The organism is Picosynechococcus sp. NKBG15041c (assembly GCF_055380235.1).
On record NZ_AP040363.1, the window covers coordinates 2194566 to 2210233 of the forward strand.

Sequence of the window (15668 nt, forward strand, 5' to 3'; positions counted from 1 at the left end):
CATGGCTTGAGGTTTACGCCGATTTTTAATTAACTAATTAACCGTCGTCGTCCGATTAGGGGCACTACCTGCCAACATCAACCAATCCCGGCCCAATTGAATTGTGATATCAGAGTTTAATACCCCGGTACTTTCGACACGCACTTCCCCAAACCCAAGGTTCGCCCGCATCTCCGAAGCGGTCAGATCATCCCCCCGCTGGGCAACAATGCGGGTATTTTCTAGGGGTTCTGACCAATCCCGGGCGATCGATACCCGCGTATAACCGGCCTCGTTTAAACGCTCTAGAAGCGATCGCACCGCTTGGGGATTACCAATGCTGTCCTGGATTGCAATGCGCACATTACCGGGGGCTGGAATATCCGCAGTCGAAGCGTAGTCCGTTTGGAGATCAAAGTGCTGGGCCATGACGCGACTAATGCTATTGCGATGGGGCAGCCAGTAACTCACATTACCATCTCGACCATCACCACTAAATTCTCCCGGCAACATCACCATCTGCATATCACTACGGTCAACCTGGGAGGCAAAACCCGCCAAGGCGATTAGTTCCTGAACGCTCAGATTGGTATCGATATGGGATTGAATAATCGACATCACTTGGGGAAAACGCACCAAATTGCTGGGGGTTAGTCCTTGTTCCAGCACCGCCCGGATTAAACTTTGTTGACGCTGTACCCGACCAATATCGCCAAATTCGTCGTAACGGAAGCGGAGAAATTGGAGGGCTCTTTCGCCGTCTAGGTGCTGTTCTCCTTTTTGGAGGTTGATATAGAGGCGTTGGCTATCGTCCTGGTAGCGCATATCTTGGGGAACATACACCGTAACGCCTCCCAGGGCATCAATTAGTTTACCGATGCCTTGGACATTGACCCGGATATAGCGGTCAATCTCTACCCCACCGAGGGTCTCACTGACGGTTTTGGCGGCGAGAACGGCCCCACCGTAGGCGTTAGCATGGTTAACTTTTGATGTGCCATAGCCAGGAATATTGACTTGGGTGTCCCGGGGAATCGACAGGAGTGAGAGGCGCTGAGCCGCAGGGTCAAATCGCAGCAGCAGCATGGTATCCGACAGCCCTTCAAAGGAATTTACGAGGGCATGATATCCAAGGTCTTCACTGTTTTCATCATTTACATCGGAGGTGAGGACTTTGGTGCCTAGGAGCAAAATATTGACGGGACGGGTGAGCTCCGGGAGCCGGAGAGATTGTTTGGCGATCGCCTCATCTTGAGAAAAAACATCCAACTCTTCCGGAGCGAGGGGGGTTTGTCGGAGAGGCGTCGAAGAGAGGGATACCGCTAAGAGGGCACCAGCCGTTGCTGAGACAATCGAAACCCCAGTCAAGCCACACCAAATCATCAGCCAGTGCCAAGGGGAAAGGGGACGGCGTCTTTTTGCTGCAGACTTTTGAGCAATTTTAGCTTTAACTTTTTTTGCTGGTTGAGTTGCTGTAGATGGACGTTGATTTGTTTGGGATGACTTTGTTGCAGGCACGGGGTTCCTCACACCGACAAGACCACATTGAAGCACAAGCGGGACAGAATACTTTGCTTTGATAGTTATGCTAAACCAGAGGTTCGACTTTTGGTGGGTTTTATCAGAGAAAATATCTGCTGATTGCGATGACGAGAGATAGGCTCCACTGATGGGTCACTTTTATGCCAAGGACGGCGATCGCCAGTTACTATTTCTATCTCCACAGTCTGCAAACCAGCCGTCTCCAAATATACAAAAATCGATGGTTTTCAGTAGAACCCTAACTGAAAACCATCGACAGGATAGATTTATTACAAGGGAACAGAACCGTTTTTGCCAAAAAATCGCCCCCTTAGCCTAAAGCCCATTGGTGGGATTCACCATCTCGGTTGCTTCCGTCTCCGCCGTGGCCGGTTCTGGCTGTCTTCTCTGGCGCCAGTATTCTTGCAACTGGTTACGGTAATTGGCCGCGGCATTATCCAGGCTTGAGTTGGTGCTCTGTTGGAATTGCTCCGGATCGCGATTACCTAAGCGCATCATGTGGATCAAATTGTAGGGATTAAAGCCATCTGTGTCGCCATAGAGAGAAGAGTTCTCGCTGCGTTGGTAATTTCCCTCTAGATCTTGGGCGCTTTGGGCTTGGCCTGGGGCAAGGGTCGCGCCGATGAGGGCCGCACTAAAGCTACAGGTGAGGGCAAGTAGGACAGATTTTTTCATGGAACTTATCGGCAATGGGTTTATGCACAGGTTATCTTTGTTGACCATTGTGCCGCAAAAAAGTTTCTCTGTTTTTTCGCATTTACTTTCGACGAAAAAACGCCCCCCGTGGGAGACGCCAATGGGAGCCAGTGATGAAATGCTCTACTGGCATTGAGGGGTTTGCTTTAGGAGGCAGGACGCAGTTCATCCCCGAAAAACCAGGTGGTGGTTTTGTCTTCGAAGGTTACAACTGCCCCAATGCCACTGCCGTCGGTCACGCGAAAGTCTGTGATGGTGCCGACTTTACCAAGTTTGTCGACAAGATCTTTGCCGCCACGATCCCGCAAGCGGTGAACTTGTACTTTTTGCCCGATTTCCATGCCGATTTTTTGATGTACTACTAGGTTAAAGGATGATTTTAATCAACTTTCAGTGTATCGGAAACTGGTCGAAAAATTGAAGTTTAGCTGGATTTGCCATTCTTGGGACCCAGTTCGTTGGATCTGAATCTGAGCGAGAAATTCCCGTAAATAAAATCGTCGTTCGACTTCGGAGAGGTCATACCAAAAAGATTCGAGGCTGAGTGTCGTGGCGATCGCTTGGAGGTTTGCGGGGGGGAGCTGATTGAGCTGTGCTTGGAGTTGAGCAATCTCATTGTGGAGGGTATAACGGCGCTGGGCAGCAGTATCAGGGTCAAAAATTCCCTGGGCAGCCAATGTTGGGAGGGCCGCGATCAGGGCTTCTTTTTGCTGTACTTCTGCCTGGAGCTGGGCTTGTTGCTCCCTGGGGGCAGGGCCTTGGGACTGTTGGGTGAGATTGGGTAGGTCTTGGCAGATTTTTTGAATGGTTGCTTGAAAGACTTGGTCATAGGCGATCGCCCGACATTTCGGAGTCTGGGGACAGGTTAAGGGCCGTAAGTAGAGATATTCTTGGGCCTGGTGACGGCGGGTCACCCGGGCGATGGTGAGGGCACTGCCGCAATTTTGACATTGCACTAAGCCGGCTAAACATCGAGGCGCACTGGCACTACGGGGCGCGAGGGAGCGGTTACGGCGCAACAGGCGATCGATTTGGGCTGCTTCACCGGGGTTGAGAATGGCGGCGTGGGTTTTCAGCATGGTCTTGCCGTCACAATAGTGGAGATGGCCCCGGTAGACGGGATTGGTCAACCAGTTGCGGCCTGTAGAAACGGCAATTTTTTTCCCAAACCGTTGTTCCAGGTGGCGCACAGCCCCCCGTAGGGAACCAAACAGCAGAAAATGTTCACAAAAATCCTTCACCACAGGGGCAGTACTGCGATCAATTAAATAGCGGTCTTGGCCCCGTTTATAGCCGTAGGGGGCGCGGCCTGGGGGAGGCAGACATTGGCGACGATTTTTGGCATGGCCCCGTTGGATTTTTTGTTGTCTGAGGCGATCGCCCATGGTGCGAAACAGTTGACCAAGGTCTGCTTTGTCTAAGGTTATCCCAGTCTGATAGGGCGGCTCTGTGGCAATCACTTGGAGGGCAAAATTTTCGAGATGCTGGAGGCGATCGCCAATTTCTGCTAAGTTATCCCCCAGCTCATCTAAGCGACGCAGAAGCAAATAATCTGGGCAATCAGTGGCCAGGTCTGTCAGGAGCGCCTGGAATTGATGGCGCTGCCCCAAATCACTGTAATGGCGATCGACTTCTTCCCCCCATGGCACTGGTTCATCCCCCAAGAGCGGGTCGCTATAGCTGTAGGCAAAAATGGTCATCGCAGCCTAAACAAAAATTCTTAGGGATCAGCTCTCTTCCGGATTCGCCGATTGGCTGTGGCGAATAATGTCTTCGGGGCTAATTTGATCAACAAATTCCCGGAAAGCTCGCCGTTCTTCTTCATCTGCGTCGCGGTCTACGGGAATGGAGGCTTCCGAAATCACTTCTTCTACGACCCAGATCGGACTGTCTAGGCGCAGGGCAATGGCGATCGCATCACTGGGCCGACAATCGATCTCCTGGGCCAATGCACCTTGGCGGGTACAAAGCACCGCATAGAAAGTATGGTCTTCAAGGGCATGGATAATGACTTTTTCTAAGGTTAAATCCCACACATCAAAGAGACTGATAAAAAGATCATGGGTGAGAGGACGGGGCGGCACTTTCTGATCCAGAACATTCATGATCGAACGGGCCTGATCCTGGGCAATGTAGATCGGCAAAGCACGGCGTTCAGAATCATCTTTCAGGAGGATAATCGGACTCCGGGTAATGGCATCTAGGGCAATCCCAGCAACGTGCATTTCAATCATGGATTCTGAGCCTCGATGGGAAACAGGATTAGGGGCGCTCGGCAAAAACTTCTTATTACTAGTATCCTACCCGATTCCCCCGGCGCAAAAGGTGGTCAAATAATGCTTGAGTATTTATACTTAAAAATAAGAAAGGTAGGCTCAACTTACGTTAACATTTGCGCCAAACTTTACGAGGAGGCCAGCGACGGATGAAACTCAAACAAGAACTCCAAGAAATCGGGATTATTTCTGGGTTGGCACTGCTGATCTCTGGCTTTTTTACAGCCCTTATTTGTCTCTAGCTGGGCCGATTTGACGCCATGACAGGGGTAGCATATTGAAGGGAAAAGAGCTTAGGAGTATCCTGAGATGTCTGTCTGCTCAAAAGCGCCATCAAAAAATTTTTATGTTTAAGTATCGACGGTTTTTCCAGGGGGCGATCGCCTTTCTGACAGCAGTCTTGGTAATTGCCTGTAATGCCCCCAATCCCTCTGACAGTCAGGGTAATCTCACAGAAGAAATTCCCCTCGGTCTAGCGGTGGCCCAAACCAGTAATGTTGCTCTTTTTGGCCAAGAACAGATTCTCGGCGGCCAAATTGCCGAAGCCTATTTCAACGACAATGGCGGAGTCAACGGCAAGCCCATCAAGATCATCACCCAAGATGTTGCGGCCGATGAACAGGGGGCGATTAACGCCTTCAATACCCTCATCAACCAAAACCAAGTGGTGGGCATTGTGGGGCCAACCTTGTCCCAGCAAGCCTTTGCCGCTAATCCCATTGCTGAACGGGCCCAGGTGCCTGTACTTGGCCCGTCTAATACTGCCGAAGGGATCCCCCAAATCGGAGAATTTACGGGCCGCGTCTCTGCCCCGGTTTCTGTCGTTGCCCCCAATGCCCTAGCCTATGCCCTGACTTTGAATCCTGATCTGCAGCGGGTGGCAGTGCTTTATGCCCAAAACGATGCCTACAGCAATTCAGAAACTGAAATTTTCCAAGCGGCGGCCCGAGACCTCAACCTTGAAATTGTCACGGTGCAAAGATTTCAGACCACGGATACTGATTTCCAAGCCCAGGCTACCGCAGCGATCAATGCTCAACCTGATTTGGTGATTATTTCTGGCTTAGCCGCCGATGCTGGTAATTTGGTCAAACAGTTACGGGAATTGGGTTATGGCGGCTTAATTGTCGGCGGTAATGGCCTGAACACCTCGAATATTTTCCCGGTTTGCCAAGCCCAATGTGATGGGGTCTTGGTGGCCCAAGCCTACAGTGCCGACCTGGATAATGACATTAACCGCGCTTTCCGGGAAGCCTATTTTGAGAAAAATCAAAAGGACCCCCCCCAATTTAGCGCCCAGGCATTTACCGCCATTCAAGTCTTTGTGGAAGCCCTCCGGAGTTTGGATGCCAAAACGCCTTTAGATACCCTTTCCCTCGCAGATCTGCGCCGACAACTGCGGGATGAGATTTTCGCGGGAACCTACACCACACCCCTGGGAGATATTTCTTTTACCGCCGAAGGCGACATCATCCAGCAGCAGTTTTTCGTGGCCCAAATCGAAATGGATGAATCGGGTCAGCAGGGACGCTTTGCGTTTATCCCTACCAATTAGTCATTCTCCTTTAATTTCTCCTTGGGGAAAAAAGGGAGGGGAGACCCCCCTCTAACTCCCCCAGGGGGAAACCTTTTTCTGTCATCTTCCACAGGAGGGGCTAGGGGAGTGTCCCCAAGGGAGCATTAGCCACGGAGCTGGTCGAGGACGCTACGGTCTTCGAGGGTTGAAGTGTCACCGACAATTTCCTGGCCAGCGGCGAGGTTCCGCAATAGACGACGCATGATTTTTCCAGATCGGGTTTTGGGCATGACATCGGCAAAGCGAATTTCTCCCGGTCGGGCGATCGCCCCAATTTCTTTGACCACATGGGCCTTTAATTCTGCCACTAGGTCATCGCTGGGGCTGTAGGTTCCCTCTAGGGTGACGAAGGCAAATACATCTTCCCCTTTAATCGGATCAGGCTTGCCGACCACCGCCGCTTCCGCAACGGCAGGGTGAGAGACAAGGGCCGATTCCACTTCCATGGTGCCGAGGCGGTGACCGGACACATTCAGTACATCATCGACGCGCCCCATAATCCAGAAATAGCCATCTTCATCCTGCCGTGCCCCATCTCCCGCAAAGTAGAGATACTGGCCATCCTTCGGGGCGATGTGCTCCCAATAGGTGGAGCGGAAGCGCTCAGGGTTGCCATAGACGGTGCGCATCATACCAGGCCAGGGCTGTTTCACCACGAGATAACCGCCCTCATTGGCGCCCACAGCATTGCCGTCGAGATCCACTACTTCCGCGACAATACCGGGGAACGGTAGCGTTGCGGAGCCCGGTTTCGTCGGTGTTGCCCCAGGGAGCGGCGTAATCATCACCCCGCCCGTTTCGGTCTGCCACCAAGTATCAACGATGGGACAGTTCTCTTTCCCAATGACCCGGTGATACCACATCCAAGCTTCGGGGTTAATCGGTTCACCGACGGTTCCCAAAAGGCGTAGGGAGCTCATGTCATATTTGTTGGGGATTTCTTCGCCCATTTTGATAAAGGCCCGGATTGCCGTAGGGGCAGTATAGAAAATGGTGACGCCATATTTTTCGATCACTTCCCAATAGCAACCGGGATTGGAAGCCCGGGGTGCCCCTTCATACATCAGCACCGTAGCACCATTGGAAAGGGGGCCATAGGTAATGTAACTGTGACCGGTGATCCAGCCCACATCGGCGCCACACCAGTAAATATCGTCATCTTTGAGATCAAAAATCCACTTGGTGGTCATGTGGGTGTAGAGATTGTAACCACCCGTGGTGTGGACAACGCCCTTGGGTTTGCCGGTGGTGCCGCTGGTGTAGAGGATAAAGAGCATATCTTCGGCATCCATCGGCTCGGCGGGGCAGTCAGCGGAGACTTCTTTTTGTAAATCGTGCCACCAATGGTCGCGGCCAGCTTCCATCTGGACAGGCTCCTTGGTGCGTTGAACCACGAGGACGTTTTCGACACTGGGGACATGGTGGTCGGCGATCGCCTCATCCACATGCTCCTTGAGAGCAACGGCTTTATCTTTCCGGAAACCCCCATCGGCGGTGATCACCAGTTTCGCTTCGGCATCTTCGAGGCGACTGCGGAGGGCTTCGGCGCTAAAGCCCCCAAAGATCACGGTGTGGGGCGCGCCAATGCGGGCACAGGCAAGCAGGGCAACTACCGCTTCGGGGATCATCGGCATATAGATGCCCACGCGATCGCCTTTTTTAACGCCTAGTTTTTTCATGGCATTGGCGAACTGGCACACTTCCCGGTGGAGCTGGCCATAGGTGAGGGTGCGAGAGTCACCAGGTTCCCCCTCCCAGATCAAGGCTGCTTTGTTTTTGCGCCAGGTCTTTAGGTGGCGATCGAGACAGTTATGGGAAATATTGAGCTTGCCGTTAACAAACCATTTCGCGAAGGGGGGCTGCCAATCAAGTACTTTGTCCCATTTTTCAAACCACTCTAATTCTTGTTCGGCCAGTTCACCCCAAAAACCTTCGGGGTCATTTTTTGCCCGGTCATAGAGAGCTTGGTATTGCTCCAAATTACTGATTTGGGCCTGGGCCGAAAATGCTGCGCTCGGAGAAAAGAGGCGTTGCTCCTGGAGGATTGATTCAATGTTTTGTTCGGACATAACGGGATTGTTATCGTGGGATTTATTTGCCTCTATTGTCTCCCAAGTCCGGCCCGTCCGATGGGGAAATCATTAAGCCGTAATGGTTTGCAAGGTTTTTCCAAAACTTGAACAAGCACATTTCCCTAAGCAAGAAGCTTGCAGGGGGGCAATCTTCTCTTTTCTCGTAAGAAAGATTTTTAAGCCAACTAGCCCTCTGGCGCTAGGGTGAGAAGATTTTGCCAAGTGGCGATCGCCTCAGCATTCCAGAGCCACTGTCCTTTGAGAACTTGGGGTTGGAGGTGAGTCGGATCAAGGTCAAGGGCGATCGCTCGCAACTTTTGGGCTTTCCCGAAAAAAATTTCTTGCTCAGGGTCACCTTGGGTTTGAGCGATTTGATACATCCCGAGGGCAAGACCTGCATAAATTTGTGCTTGGGCCGGCGGCGGCAGGGCCAGAGAAGGTGGTGCGGAGAGGGCACGATACCAATATTCATTGGCGATTTCATATTCCCCCCGGACATAATGGGCAAAACCCAAGGCCATCAAGCTTTCTGGATTATTAGGCTGATAGGTCAGTCCCCTTTCCCACTGGGCTTGGGCTGGGGCGATCGCCATCTCGGAGGTAGCCATGGCCACACCAGTCCCCGTTGAGCCTAAGGTCGTTTGCCAAAGATAGCGGCCCCGCAAAAAAGCAATGGTGGCATTGGCATTGTCCGAGGTGATCGCCCCACCAAACAAGAATGGCTCAACCGCAGTAAAAGCACCGCGATCTAACAGTATCTCAACCACCGTTTGGACATTTCCCCAATTGGCCTGAGCCATTTCTGTCTCCAAAAGCGCCGCTAATTCTGTGCTTTCTGTATTTTTGAGGGCCGTATTCGTGAGCCGAACAATGCCAGGGCTAGCACTGGGATCTAATTCCTCGGGGACAGACCGCTGTAAATGTTGCCCGAGCAGAATTCCCCCTGTGGCGATCGCCAAAATTAAACCGAAACCCAGAATAGAAGTGCGGCGGCTCAAAACTTTGCGTTCTGGCGCTACGGCTGGTTTACTGACCGGAAGAGAAGATGATTCTGGAGTCACAAAGAAAGTTTTATCCGGTACATTGGCAAAAATATCCTGGATAAATGTCAAATCTTCCTCCGGATCGGGATCAACCCTAGTGAGCCAAGGCAAATCCATGTCTAGATTTTGTTGGTTAGTTTTGGTTGGGGCGGCCTGGTCATATTCCGGGAGCTGGCGGCGTAAAAATTGTACATGCTCATATTCGGCCCCCATGAACATCGCTTCCCAGGGGAGAAACCACAAAATCCCCGGTGGCAAAGCCAAGGTTACTTGAATGGGTAGATGATCGGTTTGGGCGATCGCCAGAGTATCTTCCCATTGGTCCCGGATATCCCCCACAAATAGAGCCTCGAATAAAATGTCGCCCCAGGTTTCTAAGGGGTAGTCGCCCCAAGTGGCAAGCCATTGCTCCGGTTGCCAAGTGACAACCGCGAGGGTCGGTTCCGCATCCAAGGCGATCGCCAATTCCAACTGCAGTTGATACTGATGATCGTTCAGGGCCAAAATAGACAGTTGAAAACAGTGGGACGACATATGGGTTTTGAGGCCAGGGGATATGTTTCCTGAATATAAAACAGGGGAAATTGTTTCCAGTTTTTGCTCGCTGAGGCACAAGCTTTAGCCGTGGTCGCAGAGAGGGTTTATCTTGCCAACAGGATTAGCCGAGTTCCTGTAACTTTGTCACTAAATCTGCCTGGGCAATCACATAAACACCCCGAATTTTTTTGTGGGAAACCGCTAACTGTGCTCTCGTGAAAACCAGCAGGGGTGTGACAAAGTCTAGTTTCTTCCGTTCTCGCACCTGGAGTGCTTGTTTCATCACAATTTGCAAAAAATCCTTTTTAAAAGGGTAAATCGTCCGTCCCATTCGGCGGCAGAGGCGATGATCTTGAAAAATAATAGTCCCTTTATGGGATTTCACATCAATCACATAGGTTTTTTGTTGGGGCGAAACACAAATCACATCGGCATCCCCGAGGCCATGGTCTAGGCGCATCCCGTATTCAAAAGCCCAGCCCTTGGGTTCTAATTCTTTCAAAATTTCTGCAACTTTTTCCTCAGCCCTAGCCCCCTGCACAGCTCGGTTAGCGGCTTGCCAGAGATCTAAACCCCGAAAAATAAATCCTAAGGCGCCAAAGGCGGCGATCGCCACGATCACAATGGCCGCAATAAACCCCAGGCCAATCGCCAAAACAGGAAACATAAACACCACCAAAATCGGCAGCCCCACTGCTGCCCCAAAAGCCCGCCAAGATTGGACCCGACGCTGGAAAGCCAAACGACGTACATTTTGACCCGCTGGTTTAGGGGAAGACGCAACCATAACTAACTAGCCCAGATAAGTTTCAAGCTACAAACATCCCAAAAAGTCGTTATCCTAAAGCTGGAATTTTGTTTTCCTTTGCTCACTATTTTGTCTTAGATCCCATGGAAAAACTCGCTCACACCCAATATCCAATTCATCCTCTCCTCCGTCAACGGTTTAGCACCCTGGCCTTCGCTGGCGATCGCCCCGTGGAAACAGACAAAATCGGCAGCCTTTTAGAAGCCGCTCGTTGGGCTTCTTCTTGCTTTAATGAACAGCCTTGGCGATTCTTGATTGCTACAAAAGCTGACCCTGTTGCCTATGGCAAAATGTTAGACTGCCTCGTGGAAACAAACCAAGCTTGGGCGAAAAATGCCTATATTTTGATGATTTCTGTGGGCAAATCGAACTTTACCCGCAATGATAACCCGAATCCCTACGGAATGTATGATGTGGGCCAAGCCTTGGGTAATTTGACGATTCAAGCAGAATCCATGGGTCTGCGAGTCCGTCAAATGGGTGGTTTTGATAAAGAAAAAGCCCGCACGGTTTACCAAATCCCCACAGGCTTTGAGCCCGCCGCAGCGGTGGCAATTGGTTATCCCGGCGATCCTACGACCCTCCCAGAGGCTCTCCGAGAACGGGAAGAAGGTCCCCGCAGCCGTAAGCCTCTAACAGAAATTACCTTTACCCAAACCTGGGGGCATTCCTATTTTTAGTGCGTTTCAAAAATGTAAGATGACGACATCCTCCCCTTGAAATTTCCTTGAAGATACTAGGGGAGGATCTCGGACCTCTAAGACGATAATGATGAACTGTCGCTTAGATTTATCAGGCAAATAAAGGCACCACCAGAGCGAAGAGAATTCCCCCAGCAACGAAAATTTCTAAGACTTGCAATACTCCGGTGTTCTGTTTTTTCTTGAAGCTCTTGAGCCATTGTTGGGGGCGATCGCCTTCCCGCCAAACCACACTCACCATGGAAGTTAAAAGGGGAACACCGCCAACCTTTACCCCCAACAATAGATGTAAAGCAACGGCCCCAAGCATAACGACCCAAGCCACAAGGTGCATCACATAGGCTTTGTGGTCAATTTCCCCCGCTGGGAGCCATTCTTCCTTCATCATTCGGCCGGTGACCACCGCGAAAGTTGCTGCCAAAAGCATCGCTGTATTGGCTAAACGATGGAGCGCGACCCACCCCGCCGGTTTCCCCACCATGGCCAATTGACCCAGGGAGTTGGGTTGCAACAAACGGCGATCGCCCAAGCGAAAACTATACAAGGCAAATAAAGGCAATAGAAGAAAGAATGTGACGGCGATCGTGCCATGGATTCCTTGCATATCGCCCATTTCAGGCAAGCCCAGAGCACCCCAACGCCCATCATAGAGATCATAGACCCAAAAACCTGTACCCAATGCCAACAGCACCAGACAGGCGACTAAACCGTGTAGAACGCGCAATAAAAGAGGTTGGTAGGGTTTGGTCTGCAGTGTCATGTTCGTTAGGAGAAATTATAGATTAATTTTAAGTCGCTAGGAGAATACCCTAAAACAATTGCGCTTTCTGGATTTTATTCAGTTCTAAGGAACTAAATAAAAGACTTTTTTGCAAACGCTCCTCGGATTATCGCAGTGCAGACTTTGGCAAAGGCAAGGGCCCCGGATAACGCATTACCTCATGGGCAGTGCTTTTATTTCCTGACGGCTGGTCTGCTAACAACACGTTGCGAATGAAGCGAGCTGCCACCCGTTGTAACAAACCCTCTGCGATTTTTTGACCCAGTTGCTGGGTTTCTGGTTTCATCAGCACTTTCGGAATGAGGGGCAGAATAAACATTGGGTCAAAGTCCGGCGTTTCCTGCAAGATACGCCAGATATTTTGAATATGGACCAAATTAGCGCGGTCTTCCGCTCCCATTGTCCCAGAACGACTTTGGATTGGCTTTTGGCCCAGTTGTTCCTGCAATAGGCTTGTGATGTTCTGGAATGTGTTGCGTCCTAGAACATCCACCGATTGAATAATTTCTTCAGCGAGGCGTTCACGGATAAATTCCCCCCGCTCTGAAAAGATATAGTCGATACCTTGGTTAACAGCCCCTTTAAGGTCGTATTCTGCCGAATCTTTAGCGTTATTCAGCAGATTTTCCAAACGATTCCACCGAAAACTCCCATCTTTGAACAACAAGTCTTTGAGAGAATGGCGCAATTCTGGCGAGTTGTCTGTCAACAATCGCTTCGCGACGTAAGGATAAGCTTTACTGAGGACTTTAAATTCGGGATCAACCCCAATGGCGATCCCTTCGAGGGTCACCATCGAACGGATGATTAAGGCATAGTAGGCAGGTACTTTAAAGGGAAATTCATACATAATTCCCGACATTTGGTCGGTGATACTTTTAAAATTCAACTCGGCGACACTGGCCCCTAGGGCATTGTTAAAAACAGTACTCAGGGCCGGAATGATGGGGGTTAAATCTGTGTCTGGCTTGAGAAAGTCGAGTTTAACGTAGTCATGGGCAAGGGACTCAAAATCTCGATTCACGAGGTGAACAACGGCTTCGATCAGTCCATAGCGTTGGTAGGGCTCGATGGTGCTCATCATGCCGAAATCTAGGTAGGCAAGGCGGCCGTCATCGAGGGCTAATAGGTTGCCGGGGTGGGGATCGGCGTGGAAAAAGCCAAATTCTAATAATTGTCGGAGAGAGCATTCTACCCCTACTTCTACCAGGTGAGTTGCATCGATGCCTTTTGCAGCAACTTCTTTGAGGTTGGTGAGCTTAGTGCCATCGAGCCATTCCATCGTGAGGACTCTTGTCCCTGTGTACTCCCAGTAAATTTTGGGGACATAGATTTCTTTCATGCCGCCGTAGCATTGCTGAAACCGTTCAGCGTTACGCCCTTCTTGGGAATAATTCATTTCTTCAAAAATGCGGGCGGCAAATTCGTCGGTAATCCCAATGAGATCGGAGCGGACTTGCTTGATGTTGTTCTGGAGCCAGCGGGCGATGCGCCGCATGATGAAGATATCTAGGTTAATCCGTTGTTGGAGGTCGGGGCGTTGGACTTTGACGGCAACTTTTTCGCCGGTTTTTAGACGCGCTTGGTACACTTGGCCGAGGGATGCGGCCGCGAGGGGATGGTCTGAAATCTCGGCATAAATTTCTTCTGGGGGTTGGCCCAATTCTTCTTCGATAAAGCGGAAGGCGATCGCATTCGGGAAAGAAGGCAATTGGTCTTGTAGGCTGGTGAGTTCTGAGAGATAAACGGGGGGGACAAGGTCGGGGCGAGTGGAGAGGGCTTGGCCGATTTTGATGTAGGTGGGGCCGAGCTTCGTGAGGATTCGCTTTAGTTGGTCCGCTTGTTGTTTTTGGGTTTTGGGATTTTTATTGGTGCCGATCGCCTTGGCCCACCAGATATTGATCAGGAGACTACTAAAACTGGTGATGATTGTGAGGAGGCGCCCCAAAACGGCAAAGGGCTCATTTTTATACCGAGCTTCGATCGCCTCAGGATTGTAACGCCATGTTTCGGACGCCAGGGGATTTGGCTCGGTGACTGGGGTCGCGGGGGTGCGAGTCTGGTATGGCATAGTTTATCCGATGCGATCGCCTACGGTGAAATGGATTGCATTGTAAATGATTGTAACAAATGTTTTTGAGCTACTCATCTACGGCAAAACAACTGTAGGCGATCGGGATCACAAAATGCGCTAGTTGGCGATGGCACTCGCAGATCTCGCATTCAAGGGAGATTGGCGATCGCCCATGTCACTCAAACGCTGATTCTGAAGAATATTCACCGCTTTCAGAAACTGGGGATCGGCGCTTGTCCCGATCAAACTGGGGTTGAGACGCAACTGGGTAAACTGCTCATCATTGAGTTCGACCGTGACATCGGGGTTTACACCATTGAGGTTAATGCTCAAGCCACTGGGGGGGTAGTAACGAGCGATGGTTACCGCCAAACCAGAGCCATTGGAAAGCTCATGGACCGATTGTACAGTCCCCTTACCGTAGGTACGTGTCCCCACCAGGGTGGCCCGTCGATTATCCTTGAGAGCTGCGGCGAGGATTTCGCTGGCACTGGCAGAGTTTTCATCCACCAGAACCGCCAGGGGAAGATCGGTAATCGCTGTTTTATTTGCACTAAATTGGCGATCGCCCCCCTGTCGATCAACAGTCCGCACAATTGCCCCTTCTTCCATCCACATCCGCGCAATATCAACACTGGAGTAGAGCAGCCCCCCAGGATTGCCGCGTAAGTCCAGAATAAAACCAGTCACACCGGCGGTTTCGAGCTCTTGGATCGCGCTGTGCATCTGCTCAGCAGCGTGGCTGCTAAATTCATCTAGACGGATATAGCCGATTTTGTCGGTACCAATCGTCTGTACCTGATAATTCACCGTTTCTAGGGCAATTTTGGCGCGGGTAATCGCTAAATCTTGCAGTGGTTGGCGATCGTCGCGGCGAATTTTTAAATTAACCGCAGTCCCTTCCATGCCGCGAATAAGCTCCGAAGACTGCTCCAGAGTTAATAGGGCCGTCACTTGATTATCAATTTGAATAATTTGGTCTCCGGTTTGGAGGCCTGCCATTGCCGCTGGGGATTCGGGCAAAACATCGACGACTGTCAAGGTTCCGGTGTCGCCATTAATCTCCATACGGATCCCGATGCCAGATAATTCCCCTGTGGTCTGACTAGTGAGGGTTTCGAACTCCCGTGGATCGAGAAAGCGTGTATAGGGATCGCCCAAGGTTCTGAGGGCATTGCGAATTTGGCGGTAAGCACCCTCATAGCTGTCATAGTTCTGGCTCAAGAGTTCTTCCCGAAGTTTGAGCCAAGCTTCTGGTTCAAAATCCTTAGCTACAGATTCGGAATAGACAATTTGCCACATTTCATCAACCACGGCTTTGGGACTATCTTCCATGGCGGCGACCGCTGGCTGAAAAATAGTCGGCATAAGCAACAAACCAAAAACGGACAACGGCCCTAAAACACCCTTAAAAACAGTTTTTGAGCCGAGCGGTAAGCACAGAGGGATCTTTTTCATGGAAATCTTCAGGCGAAGGGGGGGAAGGCGGAGAGGAGCGGCTTAAGTGAATCCGATTCGGATGGGGTCAAGGTCGAGTCTTTTTTTGCGAGGAGCTGCGGGTTGGGCAGTACCGCAAAAACTTC

The 15668-nt window shown here is 50.9% G+C and carries 13 protein-coding genes; 2 read left to right on the forward strand and 11 right to left on the reverse strand.

Features of this window, described 5'->3' with window-relative positions:
* Nucleotides 1-33: 33 nt before the first annotated feature.
* The 5 genes from ACZ45B_RS10530 to ACZ45B_RS10550 form a co-directional block, all read right to left on the reverse strand.
* The gene (locus ACZ45B_RS10530; RefSeq protein WP_148293433.1) at nucleotides 34-1362 is read right to left on the reverse strand and encodes an LCP family protein; all 1329 of its coding nucleotides are present in this window, start codon (nucleotides 1360-1362) and stop codon (nucleotides 34-36) included.
* Between the two features lie 474 nt (nucleotides 1363-1836).
* Complete coding sequence (locus ACZ45B_RS10535; protein ID WP_024546121.1) at nucleotides 1837-2196, reverse strand: hypothetical protein; 360 nt, start codon at nucleotides 2194-2196, stop codon at nucleotides 1837-1839.
* 167 nt (nucleotides 2197-2363) lie between these two features.
* On the reverse strand, nucleotides 2364-2558 hold the full coding sequence (petP, locus tag ACZ45B_RS10540; protein WP_024546120.1) for a cytochrome b6f subunit PetP: 195 nt from the start codon (nucleotides 2556-2558) through the stop codon (nucleotides 2364-2366).
* Nucleotides 2559-2600: 42 nt separating this feature from the next.
* On the reverse strand, nucleotides 2601-3917 hold the full coding sequence (locus tag ACZ45B_RS10545; RefSeq protein WP_024546119.1) for a recombinase family protein: 1317 nt from the start codon (nucleotides 3915-3917) through the stop codon (nucleotides 2601-2603).
* A gap of 27 nt (nucleotides 3918-3944) precedes the next feature.
* Nucleotides 3945-4451 (reverse strand): bifunctional nuclease family protein, encoded by a 507-nt coding sequence (locus tag ACZ45B_RS10550; protein ID WP_024546118.1) that lies wholly within the window; start codon nucleotides 4449-4451, stop codon nucleotides 3945-3947.
* A 388-nt stretch (nucleotides 4452-4839) separates the two neighbouring features.
* Here ACZ45B_RS10550 and ACZ45B_RS10555 point away from each other — a divergent pair, with 388 nt between their 5' ends.
* Nucleotides 4840-6048 carry an ABC transporter substrate-binding protein gene (locus tag ACZ45B_RS10555; protein WP_024546116.1) on the forward strand — a complete coding sequence of 403 codons (1209 nt, stop codon included), beginning with the start codon at nucleotides 4840-4842 and terminating at the stop codon, nucleotides 6046-6048.
* Between the two features lie 125 nt (nucleotides 6049-6173).
* Here the strand turns inward: ACZ45B_RS10555 and acs are convergent, their stop codons facing one another.
* The 3 genes from acs to ACZ45B_RS10570 form a co-directional block, all read right to left on the reverse strand.
* Complete coding sequence (acs, locus tag ACZ45B_RS10560; protein WP_024546115.1) at nucleotides 6174-8138, reverse strand: acetate--CoA ligase; 1965 nt, start codon at nucleotides 8136-8138, stop codon at nucleotides 6174-6176.
* Nucleotides 8139-8326: 188 nt separating this feature from the next.
* Nucleotides 8327-9718: a tetratricopeptide repeat protein gene (locus ACZ45B_RS10565; protein WP_038027916.1), complete on the reverse strand. Its 1392-nt coding sequence runs from the start codon at nucleotides 9716-9718 to the stop codon at nucleotides 8327-8329.
* 124 nt (nucleotides 9719-9842) lie between these two features.
* Complete coding sequence (locus ACZ45B_RS10570) at nucleotides 9843-10508, reverse strand: nuclease-related domain-containing protein (protein WP_024546113.1); 666 nt, start codon at nucleotides 10506-10508, stop codon at nucleotides 9843-9845.
* A 104-nt stretch (nucleotides 10509-10612) separates the two neighbouring features.
* On the opposite strand from ACZ45B_RS10570, the gene ACZ45B_RS10575 reads away from it, so the two are divergent.
* Nucleotides 10613-11209: a nitroreductase family protein gene (locus tag ACZ45B_RS10575; RefSeq protein ID WP_024546112.1), complete on the forward strand. Its 597-nt coding sequence runs from the start codon at nucleotides 10613-10615 to the stop codon at nucleotides 11207-11209.
* 112 nt (nucleotides 11210-11321) lie between these two features.
* Here the strand turns inward: ACZ45B_RS10575 and ACZ45B_RS10580 are convergent, their stop codons facing one another.
* The 3 genes from ACZ45B_RS10580 to ACZ45B_RS10590 form a co-directional block, all read right to left on the reverse strand.
* Nucleotides 11322-11990: a cytochrome b/b6 domain-containing protein gene (locus ACZ45B_RS10580; protein ID WP_024546111.1), complete on the reverse strand. Its 669-nt coding sequence runs from the start codon at nucleotides 11988-11990 to the stop codon at nucleotides 11322-11324.
* A gap of 127 nt (nucleotides 11991-12117) precedes the next feature.
* Nucleotides 12118-14082: an ABC1 kinase family protein gene (locus tag ACZ45B_RS10585; RefSeq protein WP_024546110.1), complete on the reverse strand. Its 1965-nt coding sequence runs from the start codon at nucleotides 14080-14082 to the stop codon at nucleotides 12118-12120.
* A gap of 120 nt (nucleotides 14083-14202) precedes the next feature.
* Nucleotides 14203-15543, reverse strand: a complete 1341-nt coding sequence (locus ACZ45B_RS10590) for a S41 family peptidase (RefSeq protein WP_024546109.1) — start codon at nucleotides 15541-15543, stop codon at nucleotides 14203-14205.
* Nucleotides 15544-15668 lie beyond the last annotated feature (125 nt).

Coding starts and splice junctions, on each gene's coding strand:
- ACZ45B_RS10545 (WP_024546119.1), bottom strand. CDS start 3,917: ATGACCATTTTTGCCTACAGCTATAGCGACCCGCTCTTGGGGGATGAA.
- ACZ45B_RS10550 (WP_024546118.1), bottom strand. CDS start 4,451: ATGATTGAAATGCACGTTGCTGGGATTGCCCTAGATGCCATTACCCGG.
- petP (WP_024546120.1), bottom strand. CDS start 2,558: ATGGAAATCGGGCAAAAAGTACAAGTTCACCGCTTGCGGGATCGTGGC.
- ACZ45B_RS10565 (WP_038027916.1), bottom strand. CDS start 9,718: ATGTCGTCCCACTGTTTTCAACTGTCTATTTTGGCCCTGAACGATCAT.
- ACZ45B_RS10590 (WP_024546109.1), bottom strand. CDS start 15,543: ATGAAAAAGATCCCTCTGTGCTTACCGCTCGGCTCAAAAACTGTTTTT.
- ACZ45B_RS10580 (WP_024546111.1), bottom strand. CDS start 11,990: ATGACACTGCAGACCAAACCCTACCAACCTCTTTTATTGCGCGTTCTA.
- ACZ45B_RS10585 (WP_024546110.1), bottom strand. CDS start 14,082: ATGCCATACCAGACTCGCACCCCCGCGACCCCAGTCACCGAGCCAAAT.
- ACZ45B_RS10570 (WP_024546113.1), bottom strand. CDS start 10,508: ATGGTTGCGTCTTCCCCTAAACCAGCGGGTCAAAATGTACGTCGTTTG.
- acs (WP_024546115.1), bottom strand. CDS start 8,138: ATGTCCGAACAAAACATTGAATCAATCCTCCAGGAGCAACGCCTCTTT.
- ACZ45B_RS10530 (WP_148293433.1), bottom strand. CDS start 1,362: ATGATTTGGTGTGGCTTGACTGGGGTTTCGATTGTCTCAGCAACGGCT.
- ACZ45B_RS10535 (WP_024546121.1), bottom strand. CDS start 2,196: ATGAAAAAATCTGTCCTACTTGCCCTCACCTGTAGCTTTAGTGCGGCC.
- ACZ45B_RS10575 (WP_024546112.1), top strand. CDS start 10,613: ATGGAAAAACTCGCTCACACCCAATATCCAATTCATCCTCTCCTCCGT.
- ACZ45B_RS10555 (WP_024546116.1), top strand. CDS start 4,840: ATGTTTAAGTATCGACGGTTTTTCCAGGGGGCGATCGCCTTTCTGACA.